This window comes from Streptomyces sp. NPDC008313, from assembly GCF_042956125.1.
Taxonomy (GTDB): Bacteria; Actinomycetota; Actinomycetes; order Streptomycetales; family Streptomycetaceae; genus Streptomyces.
This window is the reverse complement of record NZ_JBIBFR010000034.1, coordinates 47,127-63,200: the sequence shown is the minus strand read 5'-3', so window position 1 is coordinate 63,200 and position 16,074 is coordinate 47,127. Positions and strand designations below refer to the sequence as shown.

Below are 16,074 nucleotides of genomic sequence, written 5' to 3'. Positions count from 1 at the left end.
TATCTTTGTCGGTTTTCCGGGGGGGGCCGCCCCCCCCCCGGGGGGGGGGGGGGGGGGGGCCGGGGGGGGGGGCCCGGGCCCCCCCTCCCCGCACGCTCCGCGGTATCGGTTCTCGCCACTCGTTCGACTTGTGCCTCGCGTCAGCTCTTGCCGCTCGTCGACCGGGTGAGGTCGTAGAACGTGGCGGAGCCTGCCGTCACCTTTTTGAAGTGGGACGTCACCCACGAACTGATCGACGAGGACGAACCGGCGTCGCCGCCCCCGCCACCCATGCCGCCCGCGATGAAGTAGTGGATCCTCCCGTCCGCCACGTACTCCTTGAACTGGGCCAGGGTCGGGGACGGGTCGCTGCCGTTGAAGCCGCCGATCGCCATCACCGGGTCGCCGGTGAAGAGCTGGTAGCTCGCGGCGTTCTGGGAGCCGATGGCCGCGGCGACCCACGTGTAGTCCCCGGCGTCCGACTCCAGGAGCTTCTTGGCCTCGGCGTCGACGGACGCGCCGTTGAGCAGGCCGCCCACGCCACCGCCGGCACCACCGGCCGCGCCGCCTTCACCGGCCGCCGCACCGGGCACGCCCTGCCGGCCGTTCTGACCCTGCTGGCCGTTCTGACCCTGCTGGCCCGGCCGACCGCCGCCCGGGAAGCCGCCGTTGCCGGTGCCATTGCCGGTGCCATTGCCGGTGGGGGGCCCGCCCATGCCGCCGCCCTGCTGGTTCTGGCCGCCGCCGGGGAAGCCGCCGCCCGCCGGACCGCCGCCTCCGCCGGGACCGCCGCCCCGGCCGCCCATCGTGCTCGCGCCGGAAGGGCCCGCCGTCACGATGGAACCTGAGTGCCCGGTGTCCAGCGTGCTCAGCGTGTACGCGGCCGGGCCCGCCAGACAGGCCGCGAAGCCGAGCCCGGCCGCCGCCAGGGCCAGTCGCCGCCCCAGCCCGGACGCGAAGACGAGGCCCAGCGCGGCGGTCAGACCGCCGACGAGGACGCACCACTTCAGCCAGGGCAGGTAGTCGGGTGTGCGGTTCAGGAGGACGTATCCCCAGGCCGCCGTCGCGGTGACCGAGGCGGCGAGGGCCAGGGACGCCCACACCCGGCCGCGTTCCTCCCAGAGCACCGTGGCGCCCATGCCGACCAGGGCGGCGATGTAAGGGGCCAGAGCGACCGTGTAGTACTGGTGGAAGATGCCGGCCATGAAGCTGAAGACCAGCCCCGTCATCAGCAGCGCCCCGCCCCAGGCGAGGAACGCGCCACGGACCAGGTCCGTCCGCTTCGCCTTCCGGGTCAGCACCAGGCCCGCGGCCAGCAGGATCAGCGCGGCCGGCAGCAGCCAGGAGATCTGGCCGCCGATCTCCGAGTTGAACATCCGGTTCCAGCCGGTCTCGCCCCACTGGCCCGTGCCGCCCCCGCCGGGGCCCCCGCCGCCTCCCACGCTCCCGGTCTCGTCGCCGTTGATGCGGCCGAGTCCGTTGTAGCCGAACGTCAGTTCAAGGAAGGAGTTGTTCTGCGAACCGCCGATGTAGGGCCGCGAGGAGGCGGGCCACAGCTCGACGATCGCCACCCACCAGCCACCCGCGACGACCATCACCAGACCTGACAGGGCGAGCTGCCCCAGCCGCCTCAACGGCCTCACCGGCGCGCACACCGCGTACAGGACCGCGAGCGGCGGAAGGATCAGGAAAGCCTGCAGCGTCTTCACCAGGAAGGCGAGTCCGACCGCGGCGCCCGCCCACACCAGCCACTTGGTGGCACCGTGTTCCAGGGCGCGGACGACGCAGTAGACCGTGACGGTCATCAGCAGCGCGAGCATCGCGTCCGGGTTGTTGAAGCGGAACATCAACGCGGCGACGGGTGTGAGCGCGAGGACCGCGCCCGCGATCAGACCCGCCGCGGGGCTGAACCGTCGGCGCACCGCCGCGTACAGGACGCCGACCGTGGCGACGGCCATCAGCACCTCGGGGACGAGGATCGCCCACGAGTCGAGGCCGAAGACCCGCACCGACAGGGCCATCGGCCACAGCGAGGCGGGCGGCTTGTCGACGGTGATGGCGTTCGCCGAGTCGAGCGAGCCGAAGAAGAAGGCCTTCCAGCTCTGGCTGCCGGCCTGGACTGCCGCGGAGTAGAAGGAGTTGGCGTACCCGGAGGAGCTGAGGTCGTAGAGGTAGAGCAGTCCGGTCGCGAGGAGCAGCGCCAGCAGCGCGGGGCGTGCCCAGCGCGGGTCCTCGGGCTGCCCACGCAGGACGCGGGCGGGGAGCGACCGCCGGGGCTCGCCGGAGGCGGGGGTCATGCCGGATGCCGGTGCCGTGCCGGGGGCGGGTCCCGCCCCGGGCGCGGTGGGGCCGGAGCCGGGGGCCGGCACGCTCGTGGCCTCCGGGCCCGGTGGCCCCCAGGCGGGACTCGCGCCCCCCGGACCGGACTGGCCCGTCTGGTGGGTCGGATCGGAATGGGTCGTCATCGTGCGTTCCTCGGATCGTGATCGTGCGGGCGCACTGCCTGCAGCTGCGTGGTCGCGGTGTCGTACGGGGATGCCGGGTACGGGGATGCCGTCGGGTGTGTGGACGCCGTGCGGGTGGGTGAGGCCGATGCGTCCGGGACGTGGGCCCGGGTGTGCGGGACAGGGGGCTGAGCCTGCGGGGCGTGGACCGGACGACCGTTCCCGGCGGGGGCCGGCACGCGGGAGGCGGCGACAGGGGAAGGGGCCTCGTCGCGCCGGTCCGGGAAGACCCACGCCCGGAAGAGCAGGAACCGCAGGACGGTCGCCGCGAGGTTCGCCGCGATCAGCACCGCCAGTTCCGTGGAGTGCCCGGGGTCGTCCGCCGCCGCGTTCAGGGCGGCGAGCGAGCCACTGGTGAGGACGAGTCCGATGCCGAACACCGCCAGCCCCTGCGCCTGGTGACGGACGGCGCGGTCGCGGCCCCGTACGCCGAACGTGAGGCGCCGGTTCGCCGCGGTGTTGCCGACCGCGGAGACGAGCAGCGCCAGCGCGTTGGCGGTCTGCGGCCCCGACAACGTACGGAAGCCGGAGTACAGCAGCAGGTAGGCCAGCGTGGACAGCGCGCCCACCGCGCAGAAGCCGACCAGCTGGCGGGCGAGGCCGCGCGGCACGTCGGTCAGCTCACGGTCGCGCGGATCGTCGCCGAACGGCCGTGCGAGCCGGTCCAGCGGCAGCGAGCCCGTGGCGAGGGCCCGGCCCACCCGCCAGACACCCTTCAGGTCGTCGGTCGCGGTCCTGGCGATGTGCACCGTCGAGTCCGGGTCGTCGACCCAGTCGACCGGCACCTCGTGGACCGCAGTCCGGCCCGCTCGGCGAGGACCAGCATCTCCGTGTCGAAGAACCAGCCGGTGTCCTCGACGAGCGGCAGCAGCACCTGGGCGACGTCACGGCGGATCGCCTTGAAGCCGCACTGCGCGTCGGAGAAGCGGGCGTGCAGGGAGCCCCGCAGGATCAGGTTGTACGAACGGCTGATGAACTCCCGCTTGGCGCCGCGCACCACGCGCGACGAGCGGGACAGCCGCGAGCCGATCGCCAGATCCGAATGACCCGAGATCAGCGGGGCCACCAGCGGCAGCAGGGCGTTGAGGCCGGTGGAGAGGTCCACATCCATGTAGGCGAGGACGGGGGCGTCCGACGCGGCCCACACGGTGCGCAGCGCCCGGCCGCGTCCCTTCTGTTCGAGGCGGAAGGACATGACCTCCGCGAGGTCCGACTCCAGCCCCGCGGCCACCAGCGGTGTGCTGTCCGTGGACGCGTTGTCCGCGATCGTGATGCGGAACGCGTACGGGAAGGTCCGTGTCAGGTGGGCGTGGAGTCTGCGCACACAGGGCTCGAGGTCCTTCTCCTCGTTGTAGACGGGGATCACTACGTCCAGGACAGGCGTACCGGCGTTTCCGGCCGGGAGGTGCTCCCGCGCCGGCAGGTTGCCGGGAGAAGAGTCGGTTCGCATGGGACCGACTCTCGTCAGACCCCCTGTCGCACCCATGTGGTGGCGCTGTGGTGTGCCTGTGAGTGCGCTCGCCGGTCCGTCCCGAGGGCCGGCGCGGGCTGGGTGAGCGCCGGGAGGCGCACCGTGAACACGGTGCGGCCGGGCACGCTGTCGACGGTCACGGCACCGTCGTGCGCCGCCACGACGGCCTGCACGATGGCGAGGCCGAGCCCGGTGGAGCCGGTGGCGCGGGAGCGGGCGGAGTCGCCGCGCGCGAATCGTTCGAACACGTGCGGCAGCAGTTCGGCCGGGATGCCCTGGCCGTCGTCCTCGACGTCCACGCACAGCCAGGGTCCCCGGTGCCGCACGCGCGCGGTGACGGTCGAGCCGGGCGGGGTGTGGGTGCGGGCGTTGGCCAGCAGGTTGACCAGGACCTGTTGCAGCCGGGCCGCGTCCGCGGAGACCAGCGCCGGCTCGTCCGGCAGCTCCAGGCGCCACACGTGGTCGCGTCCGGCGGCCCGGGCGTCGCTGACGGTGTCCACGACCAGCGGTACCAGGTCGGTCTGCTCGAACCGCAGCGGCCGGCCCGCGTCGAGCCGGGCGAGCAGGAGCAGGTCCTCGACCAGCAGGGTCATGCGTCCGGCCTCCGACTCGATCCGGCCGAGCGCGTGCCGGGTGTCGGGGCCGACCTGTTCCCGTCCGCGTCTGGTCAGCTCGGCATAGCCGCGGATCGAGGCGAGCGGGGTGCGCAGCTCGTGACTGGCGTCCGCGACGAACCGCCGTACCCGGGTCTCGCTCCGCTGGCGGGCGTGCAGGGCGCCGTGGACGTGGTCGAGCATCCGGTTGAGCGCGGCGCCGACCCGGCCGACCTCGGTGTGGGGATCGGTCTCTGCCTCCGGGACGCGTTCCTCCAGGGTCACCTCGCCCGTGTGCAGGGGCAGTTCGGCGACCCGGGTGGCGGTCGCGGCGACCCTGCGGAGGGGGCGCGTGGCGACGCTGACGAGGACCCATCCGGCGATGCCGGCCGCGACGAGACCGGCCGCGGTGATGCTGACCTCGACGAGGATCAGCGTGCGGATCGTGTTGTCGGCGTCCTGGGTCGGAATGGCGACGTAGTAGCTCCCGTTGGCGCCGCTGGCGTACGTGACGCGGTAGTCGCCGAGGCCGGAAACCTCCACGGTGTGCTTGCGGCCGTCCCGCGGCACGGAGGCGAGCGCCGCGCGCTGGGCGGCGCTCAGCGACTTCACCTCCATCTGCGGGACGTTGTTGTCGTCCTTGACCTTCTCGCCGACCTTGGCGTCGACGACCGTGCCCTTGCCCAGCCGGGCGGCGATCGTGCCGGGCGGCTGCGGACCGTGCACGACGAACTCGGTGAGGTCGGTCTCGTGTCCCTGCGGTTCGTCACCGCCCTGCCCGCCGGCCGCCTGCTCGTCAGCCGCCTGCTTGTCAGCCGCCTGCCCGTCGGCCGTCTGCTTGCCGGAACTCTGCGAGCCGGTGCCTTGCTGACCGGTGCCCTCCTGACCTGTGCCTTGCTGACCGGGGGCCGTCCCGGACCTCGGGCCGCTGGGCGGCAGGAACGAGCCGGACGCCCGCGCCGCGATCTCCTTGAGCTGGCCGTCCAGCTGCTCGTACAGATGGGAGTGCAGCGCCACCGTCGTCACGGTGCCGATCACCGTGCAGACCACCGCGATCAGCGACACCGAGGCGACGACGAGCCGCGTCCGCAGGGTGCGCGGCTGTCCCTTCCCCGTTCCCGACCTCGTTCGAGCGGAGGGACTCCCGCGCCGCCCCTGCTGACGCGGCCGTCGCCGCCGGCTCATGACGCGGCGGGCTTGATCAGATAGCCGGCGCCGCGCCGGGTGTGGATCATCGGCTCCCGGCCGGCGTCGATCTTCCGGCGCAGATAGGAGATGTAGAGCTCGACGACGTTGGCCTGGCCTCCGAAGTCGTAGGACCAGACCCGGTCGAGTATCTGGGCCTTGCTCAGCACGCGGCGCGGGTTGCGCATGAGGAAGCGCAGCAGTTCGAACTCGGTCGCGGTGAGGTGGATGTTGTCGCCTCCGCGGGACACCTCGTGGCTGTCCTCGTCGAGGGCCAGGTCGCCGACGACCAGGACGGAGTCGCTGCGGTGGTCGGCGGCGCCGGAACGGCGGATGAGGCCGCGCAGCCGCGCCACGACCTCCTCCAGACTGAACGGCTTGGTGACGTAGTCGTCGCCGCCCGCCGTCAGCCCCGCGATCCGGTCCTCGACGGCGTCCTTCGCGGTGAGGAAGAGGACGGGCACGTCGGGCAGTTCGCGCCGCAGCCGCCCCAGGACGGTCAGTCCGTCCATGTCCGGCAGCATCATGTCCAGCACCACGGCGTCGGGCCGGAACTCACGGGCGGTCTGCACCGCCCCGGTCCCGTCACCCGCGCTGCGGATCTGCCAGCCCTCGTACCGCAGGGCCATGGACAGGAGTTCGGTGATCGACAGCTCGTCGTCCACCACCAGCACGCGGACGGGGCTCCCGTCCGGCCTCAGCAGTTCGGTGCGCCCCTGGGGCGAGGTCGTGGTCATGCTTCAGAGCGTGCTGGGCGCCACTGAGAAGCTCCTTTCCCCAACCTGTGATTTCCCTGAGAAACGCACAGGCGCCTCTCAGGGGCGCCTGTGCACGCCGTGGACGCCGTGGCCGCCGGTGGCCGTCACACGTCCGGAAGCTGTCCGGCCTCCGGGGGCTGCCGCGTGTCCGGAAGCTGTCCTGAATGCGGGAGCTGCCGCGTGTCCGGGAGTTCGAACAGCCGGGCCCCGTTCTCGTAGCAGACGGCCCGCAGCCAGGCGTCCCCGAGACCGAGCCGCTCCAGCGCCTGAAGCTGGTGGAGGTAGCGGTACGGGATGTTCGGGAAGTCCGTGCCGAGCAGGACCCGGTCGCCCAGCCCGGCCAGCCGCGCCAGCGCCTCGCGGGGGAACGGGGCCAGCCGTTCGCTGAAGTCGGTGAACGCCATCGTCGTGTCCAGCCGCACCTCGCCGTACCGTTCGGCGAGCGTCAGGAAGTCCTCGTACTCCGGCATCCCCATGTGCGCGACGATCAGCCGCAGCCGGGGGTGCCGGGCGAGCACCCTGGCCATCGGTTCCGGCCCGGTGTGCTTGCCGGGCGCGGGGCCGGATCCGCAGTGGGTCACGACGGGGACCCCGGCGTCGGCGAGGACTCCCCAGGCGGGGTCGAGGAGCGGGTCGGCCGGATCGTACGCGCCGACCTGCACGTGCGCCTTGAACACCCGCGCGCCCGCCTCGACGGCCTCCCGCACGTACGCCTCGACCCCCGGCTCGGGGAACAGGGTCGCCGTGTGCAGACAGTCGGGGGTCCGCCGGGCGAAGCCGACGGACCACGCGTTGAGCCACTGCGCCATGCCCGCCTTGTGCGGATAGAGCATCGACGTGAAGGCACGCACGCCGAAGTCCCGGATCACCGCGAGCCGTACGCTCTCCTCCGCGCGGTAGCTGATGGGCCACTCGACCCCGCCCGTCAACGGCCCGAGCGCGTCGAAGTAACTCCACACCTTGCGCAGCACGCGCTCGGGCATGAAGTGCGTGTGCACGTCCACGAGCCCGGGCAGCCCGAGCCCCTGCCAGAACTTCCGGACGTGCGCCGCCTCCTCGGCTGCGCCGGCCGCATCCGGTGCGTCGGCCGCATCCGGTGCGTCGGCTGCCTCGTCCACGCCGTCCACGCCGTCCGTGCCGTCCGTGCCGTCCGTCCCGTCAGCCACGGTCACGCTCGTACGCGTGGCTGCGCTCGACCTTGGCGACGTGGAGCGTGTAGCGCTCGTACCACTGGGCGCGGCCGCGCCGCTGGGCCGCCCGGTGCTCGGCGTTGGCCCGCCACTCCGTGAGGGCGTCGGCGTCCCGGAAATAGCCGACGGTGATGGACAGCCCGCCGGGCGTACCCGCGTGATCCATCCCGAGATACCCGGGGACCTCCTTCACCAGCTCCTCTATCCGGTCCGCGGTCTCGCCGTACCCCTCGTCGTCCTCGCCGTGCACGGAGGTGAAGACGACGGCGTAGTACGGAGGCTCGAAGGGCGCGACGGGTACGACGGGCGCACCGGAGGCGGCCGGGATGACGGGGGCGACAGGGGTGACGGGGGCGACAGGTGCTGTGCGGTCATCGCTCATGGCCGCCACTCTCGGACGAGGGACCCGGCCCCGTCCAGCGCCTTTCCGAACGGTGTCCCCAAGGGATCGACGTCTTGACCGAGTACCGCGTACCGGGGGACCCGGGCCGAGGACCGGGTCGGGCCGGACACGGGGCCGAGCGCCCACCGCCCGCCGCCCTCGGAGCCGCGCGCGCCCACCGCCCCGGCAAGCCCTCAGAAGAGCCCGTCCTGCGTCCCCGCGTCCTCGGACTCCGTCACCGGGACGGTGACGGAGTCCCCGTCCGCCGCGGTCAGCTCCCAGCCGGTGAGCAGCCGGGTGTCCAGCACGACGACGCCGCGCCCGGTCGACAGATGCAGATCGGGTCCGGCGGCGGCGAGCAGCTCCCCGCTGACCGCCCCGCCGGGGACGAGTTCGCGGACCGCGCCGACGGCGGCCGGCAGGCCCTCCAGCCCGAACACCCCGGTGTGGTCGACCGCGTGGAAGGGGGCGCGGTCGAGCGTCTCCGGCCAGCCGTCGAGCTCCGCCACCCGCGCGTGCAGCTCCGCGATCTCGGCCCTCCGCTCGGCGGCCCCCGGCAACGCCGAGCGCACCGCCCGCTTCGTGGCGTACGGAATGCGGTCGGGCACCTTGAGCGCGGTCCTCAGCAGCTCCTCCGCCCGTCGGGCCGCCATCAGCGGGCCCTGGCCGAGCCAGCTGAAGACGACGGCGCCCTGCTCCAGCAGCCGCGCCGGACCGCGCGCGGCACCGGTGATGCCGACCTTCACCATCCCAGGCCCGAACCAGGCGAGATAGACCCGGTAGGGCCGCGGATCGTCGGCCAGGGTGTCGGCGGCGACGGAGTGGGCCCGGTCCAGCCGCGCGCACTCCTCGCACCGCGCCCCCGTACTCCGCCCGGTGACCGAGGCCCGTACGGGGCAGGCGTGCCCGCGCGCCCCCACGCACGTCCGCCGTCCTTCCGGCGCGACCGCGAACGCCACCCGCTGCCCCCGGGCCAGCGGGCTGCTGCGTCCCCCGTCCCACATCCACACGGGACCGTTCTCCGACCAGCGCAGCCCCGCGCATCTCCAGCCCCGTGCCTCAGCCATCACCGGAAGCGTAGGCGCCCCCACCGACAGCCGGCCGAGGACCGGAAGGAGCCGGCCGTCCCGCGCCTCACCACCGCTGCCCGTCCGGGCCCGCCTTCCATCCCGTACTACCGCCGTCCACCGAACTCCCAGTCGTGGACCTCGATGGCGGCGTACCGGCCCGGGGTCAGGACCGCGCGAGCCGCGTCCGGGTCCGGCGCCCGGACGAGTGCCGCCGTACCCAGCCAGGCGGTGCCGTCGTCGGACAACAGCGGCCCGTACGCGATCAGTCCGTCCCGGTCGGACGGCACGCCGAGGTCGGCGGGCTCCCCCGAGCCGAGGCCGAGCACCAGGTACCGGTTGCCGCCGGTCCGCCCACCGGGGAACTCCCACATGGTGCGCCCCAGCGTGTTGCGCCAACGGCGCAACAGCACGTCCCGGTACACACCGGCTTGGTAGTTGGGCTCGTCGAAGGCGAACGCGCGGGCGGCGGCGGCATCCGGCAGGTCGACGATGTGCACGCTACCGGTCGGTGTGTCGCCGTCGGCGGCGAAGGTCGGACCACGGGCGATCAGCTCCGCCTCGTACCGGTCCATGTAGGCCCAGTGCGCCTCGCCCAGCTCCGCGCGCAACCCCCCGGAGCCCGGCCGGTCACGGTGATAGCAAAGAAACTCCATACCCACAGTCTTCACCCATACGGGAGACGTACGGCCCCCTGGTGAACGGCCCGGCGGCGCTGCGCCCAGCGGAGCGGCCCGGCGAGCTGTCCGACGCGAGGAGCGGCCCCGGCTGAGACGGTTGCCGTACGTCACTGCTGCACTTCGCCGCTGCACTTCGCCGCCGCACTTCGCCGCTGTACGGGCAACGCGAGAGGCCCCGGGATGATCTCCCGGGGCCTCTCACCTGTGTGCACTCGGCAGGATTCGAACCTGCAACCTTCTGATCCGTAGTCAGATGCTCTATCCGTTAAGCTACGAGTGCTTGTTCTGTTTTTGTCTCGCTCACCGGCTTTTTCGGCCCGCTCGCGGCGACAGGAAGAACATTACATGACTGCCGCCGCCATGTGAAATCCGTTTGTCCCACCCCTTGTGACCTGCGAAACGTGCTGCTGCGGGGGTAACGCCGAAGCCCCGGTCCACAGGGACCGGGGCTTCGGATCTTGGTGCGGAGGCGGAGGGATTTGAACCCTCGATGGGCTTTAAGGCCCAAACCGCATTAGCAGTGCGGCGCCATAGACCGGACTAGGCGACGCCTCCAGCACAACCTCCCGCGCGAGCGCGAGTGGTGCGTTGCAGATGATGACACAGCCGAGCGGGGTGTCACCAATCGCCCCCCACGGTACTAGGCGGGAAGGCCACACGGCAAAGCCCCCACGCGGGCGCGCAACCGCGTCGCGCGTGCGGCGTTAGTCAGGCCATGACACAGCGATCGCCGCAAGGCCGTCCGGGCGAGTCCGGGCCGCGCAACGCCAGTCGCCGCACGCGCCCTTCCGGCCCGGACCGCCCCGGCCCCGGCCACCGCCTCGGCCCCGTCTGCCACCCCGACCACGCCGGCCCCGCCGACGGCGCCGGCCACGCCGACGGCGGCCGTCGCGGTCTGTGGCGGGTCGCGGGCGCCGCCGTCGCGGCCCTTGGCGCGGTCATCGTTCTGCCCGCGGTGTCCCCGGCCGCGTACGCCGGCACGGTTTCGCGGGCGCTGGTGCCTCCGCCGGTCAGGGACGAGGACGCCGGTGACCGTCTGACCGTGACCGTCGACGGTGCGGGTGACGGCAGGGACGGGACGTACGTGCTGCGCTGCCATCCCAGGTCGGGCGATCACCCCCGTGTCCACGAGGCCTGCGACAGGCTCGACGAGAGCACCACGTGGGGCAAGGACCCCTTCGCCCCCGTCCCGCCGGAGACCCTCTGCACGATGCAGTACGGCGGTCCGGCCACCGCGCACGTCACCGGCACATGGGCGGGACGTCCGGTCGACGCCCGGTTCGACCGCGGCGACGGATGCCAGATGGCACGCTGGGACGCCCTCGTCCCCCTCCTCCCCTCCACTCGCCCGTAGCCCGCCGCGCGTATGCCCCGCTCGGGGACGCCCCCACCGGGGACTCGGCCGGGCCGGCCGCCGTCCGTCGGGAGGGGGACCGGCCACGCGCGGCCGCGCACGGTGACATCACAGTCACGTCACGGGTTCGGCGGGGAGCGGGCGGGGGTTCGGCGGGGCGACGTGCGCAGTCACAGCTTCTGCGTGTCTTCTGCGTGCGACCTCCCTCTCATCCGCCATCGCGGGCGCAACCACTGCCCGTAGACTCCCTCGCGTGACACGCCGCGGGCTGGTTGGCAAGATGGCCTCCGCGGTCGGCAAGGTGCGGTAACAGGGAGGAAGCGTCTCGTGAGCAGCAGGCCATCCCGAGGCGCTGCTCGCCTCGCAGCCATACTGGACGCGCTGCCCGATGCCTTGGTGCTGGTCAACGCCAACGGCACGGTCGTCAACGCGAACGCGATCGCCCTGGAGGCCTTCGAGGCCCCGGGCACGGCTCTGGTGGGGCGGGGGCTCCTCGATCTGCTGCCCGAGTTCGACTCCCGGCTCATCCCGGGGTCCATGCGGCGGCCCGAGACGATCGACCCGAACGGGCGGACCAAACCGACCCGGATGACGGCACGGCGGACCGACGGCGGCGAATTCCCCGTCGAAGTCACCAGTGCGAATCTGGAGAACGGTCAGCAGGCCTACGACAGTTACGGCTACACCGGGGACGAGCTGCTCATGCTCGTCGTTCGGGACCTTTCGGGCGCCGTCGACACCGAGGCCGAACTCGCGCGCTCGCAACGGCAGACCGAGATGATCCTGCGGGCCGCGTCCGAAGGCGTCGTGGGCACGGACACCGACGGCAGGATCGTCCTCGTCAATCCGGCCGCCGCCCAGATCCTCGGTTACCGGGCCAGCGACCTGGGCGGGCGGGAACTGCACCCGCTGATGCTGCACTCCCGCGACGACGGGGAGCCGTTCCCGTTCGAGGAGTCACCGCTCGCCGACACCCTCCGCTCCGGGCGCAAGCACCGGGTGCGCGGACAGGTGCTGTGGTCCAAGAGCGGCGCCAAGGTGCCGGTCGACCTGACGACCGCACCCGTGCGGGACGGGGACCAGCTCGTCGGTGCCGTGATGACCTTCACCGACCGGCGGCCCTACGACACGCTCGCTGAGGAGAAGAGCACCGAGGAGAAGCAGCACCAGGAGGAGCTGGCGCGGCTCGCTGCCGAGCACGCCGAGGAGGTCGAGGCACTCCGCGAACGCCACGCGGCCGAGCTGGCCGAGCTGGCCGAGCGCCACGAGGAGGAACTCGCCGCGGGCGACGAGCGCTACGCGGCACTCGGCGAGCGCGAGAAGGACCGGTACGAGGCCCTGGCCGCGCGGCAGGAGCAGCTGCTCGCCGTCCTCGGACAGTCCCTCCGCGGCCCCCTCGACCAGTTGCGCGCCGAACTCGGCAAGCTCGCCGCGGACGACGCCGGCCAGCTCTGGCCCGAGGCCAACCAGGTGCTGCACCACCTCTCGGCCGGCTACTCGCGGATCACCACGCTCATCGACAGCGTGCTGGAGTTCCAGCGGATCGACTCCGGCGGCGAAGGCATCGTCCGTACGAAGGTCATGCTCGACGCGGTCGTCGCGGCCGGTGTCGACGGGGCGGTCGAGCTGATCGGCCCCGGCCGCGTCCAGTTCGCGGTGCACGCTCCGCCCATCGAGGCCGAGGTCGACGCCCAGCGGCTCGCCTCCGCGCTCGCCCATCTCGTCGCGGACGTCGCGGGCGTGGACGCCACCGGCAATGCCCCGGTCTCGGCCGGCGGCTACATGGACAACACGGTCGTGGTGGCCGCGGCGCAGCGCGGCGAGGTCGCCCGCATCGAGGTGCGCGGGCCGTACGCCGGTGGCGACCCGGTGCACGAGCCGATCGTCCGCGGCATCGTGCGCGCGCACGGAGGTGTGCTGCAGACGCACGAGGTGCCCGGGATGAGCGGCAACGCGTACGTCCTCGAGGTGCCCCTGGGCGGCGGGGCCGGCGCGGTCGCCGCGTCGCAGCCCCCCGCGGTCCCGGTGGCGCCCGTGCCGGGTGCGGAGCCGGTCGGCGCCGAGGTCGCCCTGGCCGAACAGCCCCCGCGCGAGGGCGGCGGACGGCGTCGCGCCCGGCGTTCCTCCGTGGACGCGTTCCTGGACAGCGGTGTCGGCGCGGAGAGTGCGGCGCCGGTGGAGACCGGTGCGCCGGCCCCGGTCGCCGACGTGGGCGGCGCCACGCCGCCCACGGGCCGGCGGCGGCGCCGTGCGGCCCAGGAGCCCGCGACGGGCGAGGTGACCATCCCCGCCCAGGGCACGGGCCCGGCGCAGGGACCGGACGGCGCCGGTGACGGCGCGGCCTCCGGCGGCACCGGCCGGCGCCGTGGACGGCCGAGCCCCGTCGAGAAGCCGGGTGACGGAGGGGCCGGTGACGCCGGTTCGGGCGGATCCGGTGCTCCGGGAGGGGCCGCTGCCACCGACTCGGGTGTCTCCGAGGGCGCCGTCGTCATGGCCGGCGAGCACGGCGTGCGCACCGCCGCCGTGGCGAGCGGACTCGGTGGGACGGTGCCTCCGCAGGGTGTGCCCGCCCCCACGGGACGGCGGGCCCGGCGGGACGAACGGCCGCAGGCGCTGCCGCCCGCGCTGCCCTCGGCCCCGGCCGGCCAAGGGGTTCCGGACACGGACGTCCCCGGCTCCGCCGACCCGTCCGGTGCCCCGGGTGAGGCGGGCGCGCAGCCGACCGGACGCCGTCGCCGTGCGCTGGCCGCCGCGGCCGAACGGGCCGCGGCCCAGGAGGCGGGCGCCCGTACGGTCTTCGCGCTGCCGCCCGCCGACGCCGACCGGGCTCCCGAACCGACACAGGCCCAGGCCCAGGCCCAGCAGCACGCGCATGTGGCGCCGCAGGCCGGCGGGGCCGGTCACGTCCAGGCCGACGACGGCCGTCACGACGTGATGACCCACGACCCCGCCGAGGACCACACCCCGCCGCAGCCGCACCCGGCGTCCGCCCCGACGGGCCGGCGCCGCGCCCGCCCGGCTCAGGCCCAGCCGGCCACGGCGGAAACGCCTGCCCAGGGAGTGCGGGCGGCGGGTCTTCCGGGAGCAGCGGCTCAGGAGGTCCCGGCGCCGACGGCCCCGAACGGGACCGCGTCCGCCCAGCCGCTTCCCGTGCAGGCGGCCTCCGCGTCGGCCACCCCGGCGGGCGGTGTCCCCGTCACCGGACAGCCGCAGCCTCAGGCGCCGGCACCAGCACCAGCACCAGCACCGCAGCCTTCGGCGACGCAGCCGGGGGCGCATCCTCAGCCTCAGTCCCAGTCGTGGCCCCACGCCGGCGACACCTCCGGCACCGGCGTCTCCGTACCCGGAACACCGGCCACCGCGGGTCCGGGTGCCGCGGGCCCGGGTGCCGCGGGCCCGGGTGCCGCGGGCCCGGGTGCCGCGGGCCCGGGTGCCGCGGGCCCGGGTGCCGCGGGTCCAGGTGTCGCGGATCGGCCTGTGGCGCCCGCGTCCTCGACGACCCCGACTCCGTCCTCCGGTACGCCCCTGCCGCCCGAGCAGGCCGCCCAGCCGCAGACCGCCCAGCCGCGGGCGGCTCAGCCTCTGCCCGCGGAGTCCACGGCACCGGTCGACCCCCACTCGACGCAGGGCCGGGCGATCAGTGTGCGGACGCTCGGCCAGGGCGTCCCCTTCGGCCGTCAGGTGGCGCAGCACCAGCCCGTGCCGCCGGGCGCCACCCCCCTGCCAGCCCCTCAGCCGCCGGTGGCACAGGCGCCGGGGTCCGCCCCGGTACCGTCCCAGTCCCCCACGCCTCCGCCGCACCAGACCAACGGCTCCGGCCGGCGTCGCAAGCTGGGCACCCGTTCCGACGCGCCCGAGCCGACGGAGACCGAGGCCCGCTCCCATCCGCAGGCGGGACAGGGCACGGCCGCCCCGTCCAGGCCGGCGGGACCGGCCGACGGCGCCGGACGCTCGTACGCCATAGGAGCACCGGACCGGGACGCGGCCGAGGGACCCGAGCCGCTGGACGGCCCGGGCGGCGCAGTCGAGGTCGCCGACCGGCCCCAGCCGCAGCCTCTGGACGACGAGTTGCCTCCGGAGCCGCTGGACAACCCGCGTCGGCTGCTGGTGTGGCCCGCGCCGGACGTGACGACCCAGCAGGCGCTCAGCGACCGCGGGTACCGGCCGGTCATCGTGCACTCGCGCGAGGAGGTCGACGCGCAGATCGCCGCGTTCCCCGCAGCGCTGTTCGTCGACCCGCTGACCGGCCCGATCACGCGCACGGCGCTCCAGTCGCTGCGGCAGGCCGCCGTGGCCGCCGAGGTGCCGGTCCTCGTGACGGCCGGGCTCGGCCAGGCGACGCGTGAGGCCGCGTACGGCGCCGACCCCGCCGTCCTGCTGAAGGCGCTGGCTCCCCGTGACTCGGAACAGCACCCGCCGAGGGTTCTGCTCATCGAGGAGCACGCGGAGATCGCGCTGGCGCTGACCGCGACGCTGGAACGGCGGGGAATGCAGGTCGCGCGGGCCGCGAGCGACGCGGACGCGGTGACGTTGGCCTCGCAGCTGCGCCCGAACCTCGTCGTCATGGACCTGATGCAGGTACGGCGCCGTCGCGCCGGGATCGTCGACTGGCTGCGCGCCAACGGCCAGTTGAACCGCACCCCGCTGGTCGTCTACACCGCGGCCGTCGATCCGTCCGAACTCCCGCGCCTGGCCGCCGGGGAGACGGTCCTCTTCCTCGCGGAGCGCTCGACCAGCGACGAGGTGCAGGGCCGGATCGTGGACCTGCTGGCCCGCATCGGTACGAACTGATCCCGCACGGACATGGATCGGGGCATGGATCGGGGCGGTGTTTCACTGAAACACCGCCCCGGTCCATGGGGTGGGAGTCAGCCGTAGCGGGCGATCGGCCGCACCGGCGCTCCGCCACCG

The 16,074-nt window shown here is 73.9% G+C and carries 9 protein-coding genes, 2 tRNA genes and 1 pseudogene; 2 read left to right on the top strand and 10 right to left on the bottom strand.

Annotated features, from left to right (window positions below):
• Positions 1 to 140 precede the first annotated feature (140 nt).
• The 10 genes and pseudogenes from ACFY93_RS32135 to ACFY93_RS32090 form a co-directional block, all read right to left on the bottom strand.
• A complete protein-coding gene (locus ACFY93_RS32135) occupies positions 141 to 2,444 on the bottom strand; it encodes a glycosyltransferase family 39 protein (protein ID WP_391365429.1) in 2,304 nt (767 codons plus the stop codon).
• Positions 2,441 to 3,933 (bottom strand): annotated as a pseudogene (locus tag ACFY93_RS32130) (glycosyltransferase). Before ACFY93_RS32130 ends, ACFY93_RS32135 begins: the two are co-directional and overlap by 4 nt.
• Positions 3,934 to 3,947: 14 nt before the next feature.
• Complete coding sequence (locus ACFY93_RS32125) at positions 3,948 to 5,732, bottom strand: ATP-binding protein (RefSeq protein ID WP_391365428.1); 1,785 nt, start codon at positions 5,730 to 5,732, stop codon at positions 3,948 to 3,950.
• Positions 5,729 to 6,469: a response regulator gene (locus ACFY93_RS32120; protein WP_391365427.1), complete on the bottom strand. Its 741-nt coding sequence runs from the start codon at positions 6,467 to 6,469 to the stop codon at positions 5,729 to 5,731. Before ACFY93_RS32120 ends, ACFY93_RS32125 begins: the two co-directional genes overlap by 4 nt.
• A 125-nt stretch (positions 6,470 to 6,594) precedes the next feature.
• Complete coding sequence (locus ACFY93_RS32115) at positions 6,595 to 7,506, bottom strand: amidohydrolase family protein (RefSeq protein ID WP_391365435.1); 912 nt, start codon at positions 7,504 to 7,506, stop codon at positions 6,595 to 6,597.
• Positions 7,507 to 7,648: 142 nt separating this feature from the next.
• On the bottom strand, positions 7,649 to 8,062 hold the full coding sequence (locus ACFY93_RS32110) for an antibiotic biosynthesis monooxygenase (RefSeq protein ID WP_391365426.1): 414 nt from the start codon (positions 8,060 to 8,062) through the stop codon (positions 7,649 to 7,651).
• A gap of 194 nt (positions 8,063 to 8,256) precedes the next feature.
• Entirely contained in the window at positions 8,257 to 9,129 is an 873-nt protein-coding gene (locus ACFY93_RS32105; protein WP_391365425.1) for a DUF2797 domain-containing protein, read from the bottom strand.
• Positions 9,130 to 9,236: 107 nt separating this feature from the next.
• Complete coding sequence (locus ACFY93_RS32100) at positions 9,237 to 9,785, bottom strand: YciI family protein (RefSeq protein WP_391365424.1); 549 nt, start codon at positions 9,783 to 9,785, stop codon at positions 9,237 to 9,239.
• Positions 9,786 to 10,016: 231 nt separating this feature from the next.
• A tRNA-Arg gene (locus ACFY93_RS32095) sits at positions 10,017 to 10,089 on the bottom strand.
• A 184-nt stretch (positions 10,090 to 10,273) separates the two neighbouring features.
• Positions 10,274 to 10,364 (bottom strand) — tRNA-Ser (locus ACFY93_RS32090).
• A 160-nt stretch (positions 10,365 to 10,524) separates the two neighbouring features.
• On the opposite strand from ACFY93_RS32090, the gene ACFY93_RS32085 reads away from it, so the two are divergent.
• Both ACFY93_RS32085 and ACFY93_RS32080 read left to right on the top strand, forming a co-directional pair.
• Positions 10,525 to 11,163, top strand: a complete 639-nt coding sequence (locus tag ACFY93_RS32085) for an SSI family serine proteinase inhibitor (protein WP_391365423.1) — start codon at positions 10,525 to 10,527, stop codon at positions 11,161 to 11,163.
• A 327-nt stretch (positions 11,164 to 11,490) separates the two neighbouring features.
• Positions 11,491 to 15,954, top strand: a complete 4,464-nt coding sequence (locus ACFY93_RS32080) for a PAS domain-containing protein (RefSeq protein ID WP_391365422.1) — start codon at positions 11,491 to 11,493, stop codon at positions 15,952 to 15,954.
• The last annotated feature ends 120 nt before the right edge of the window (positions 15,955 to 16,074 follow it).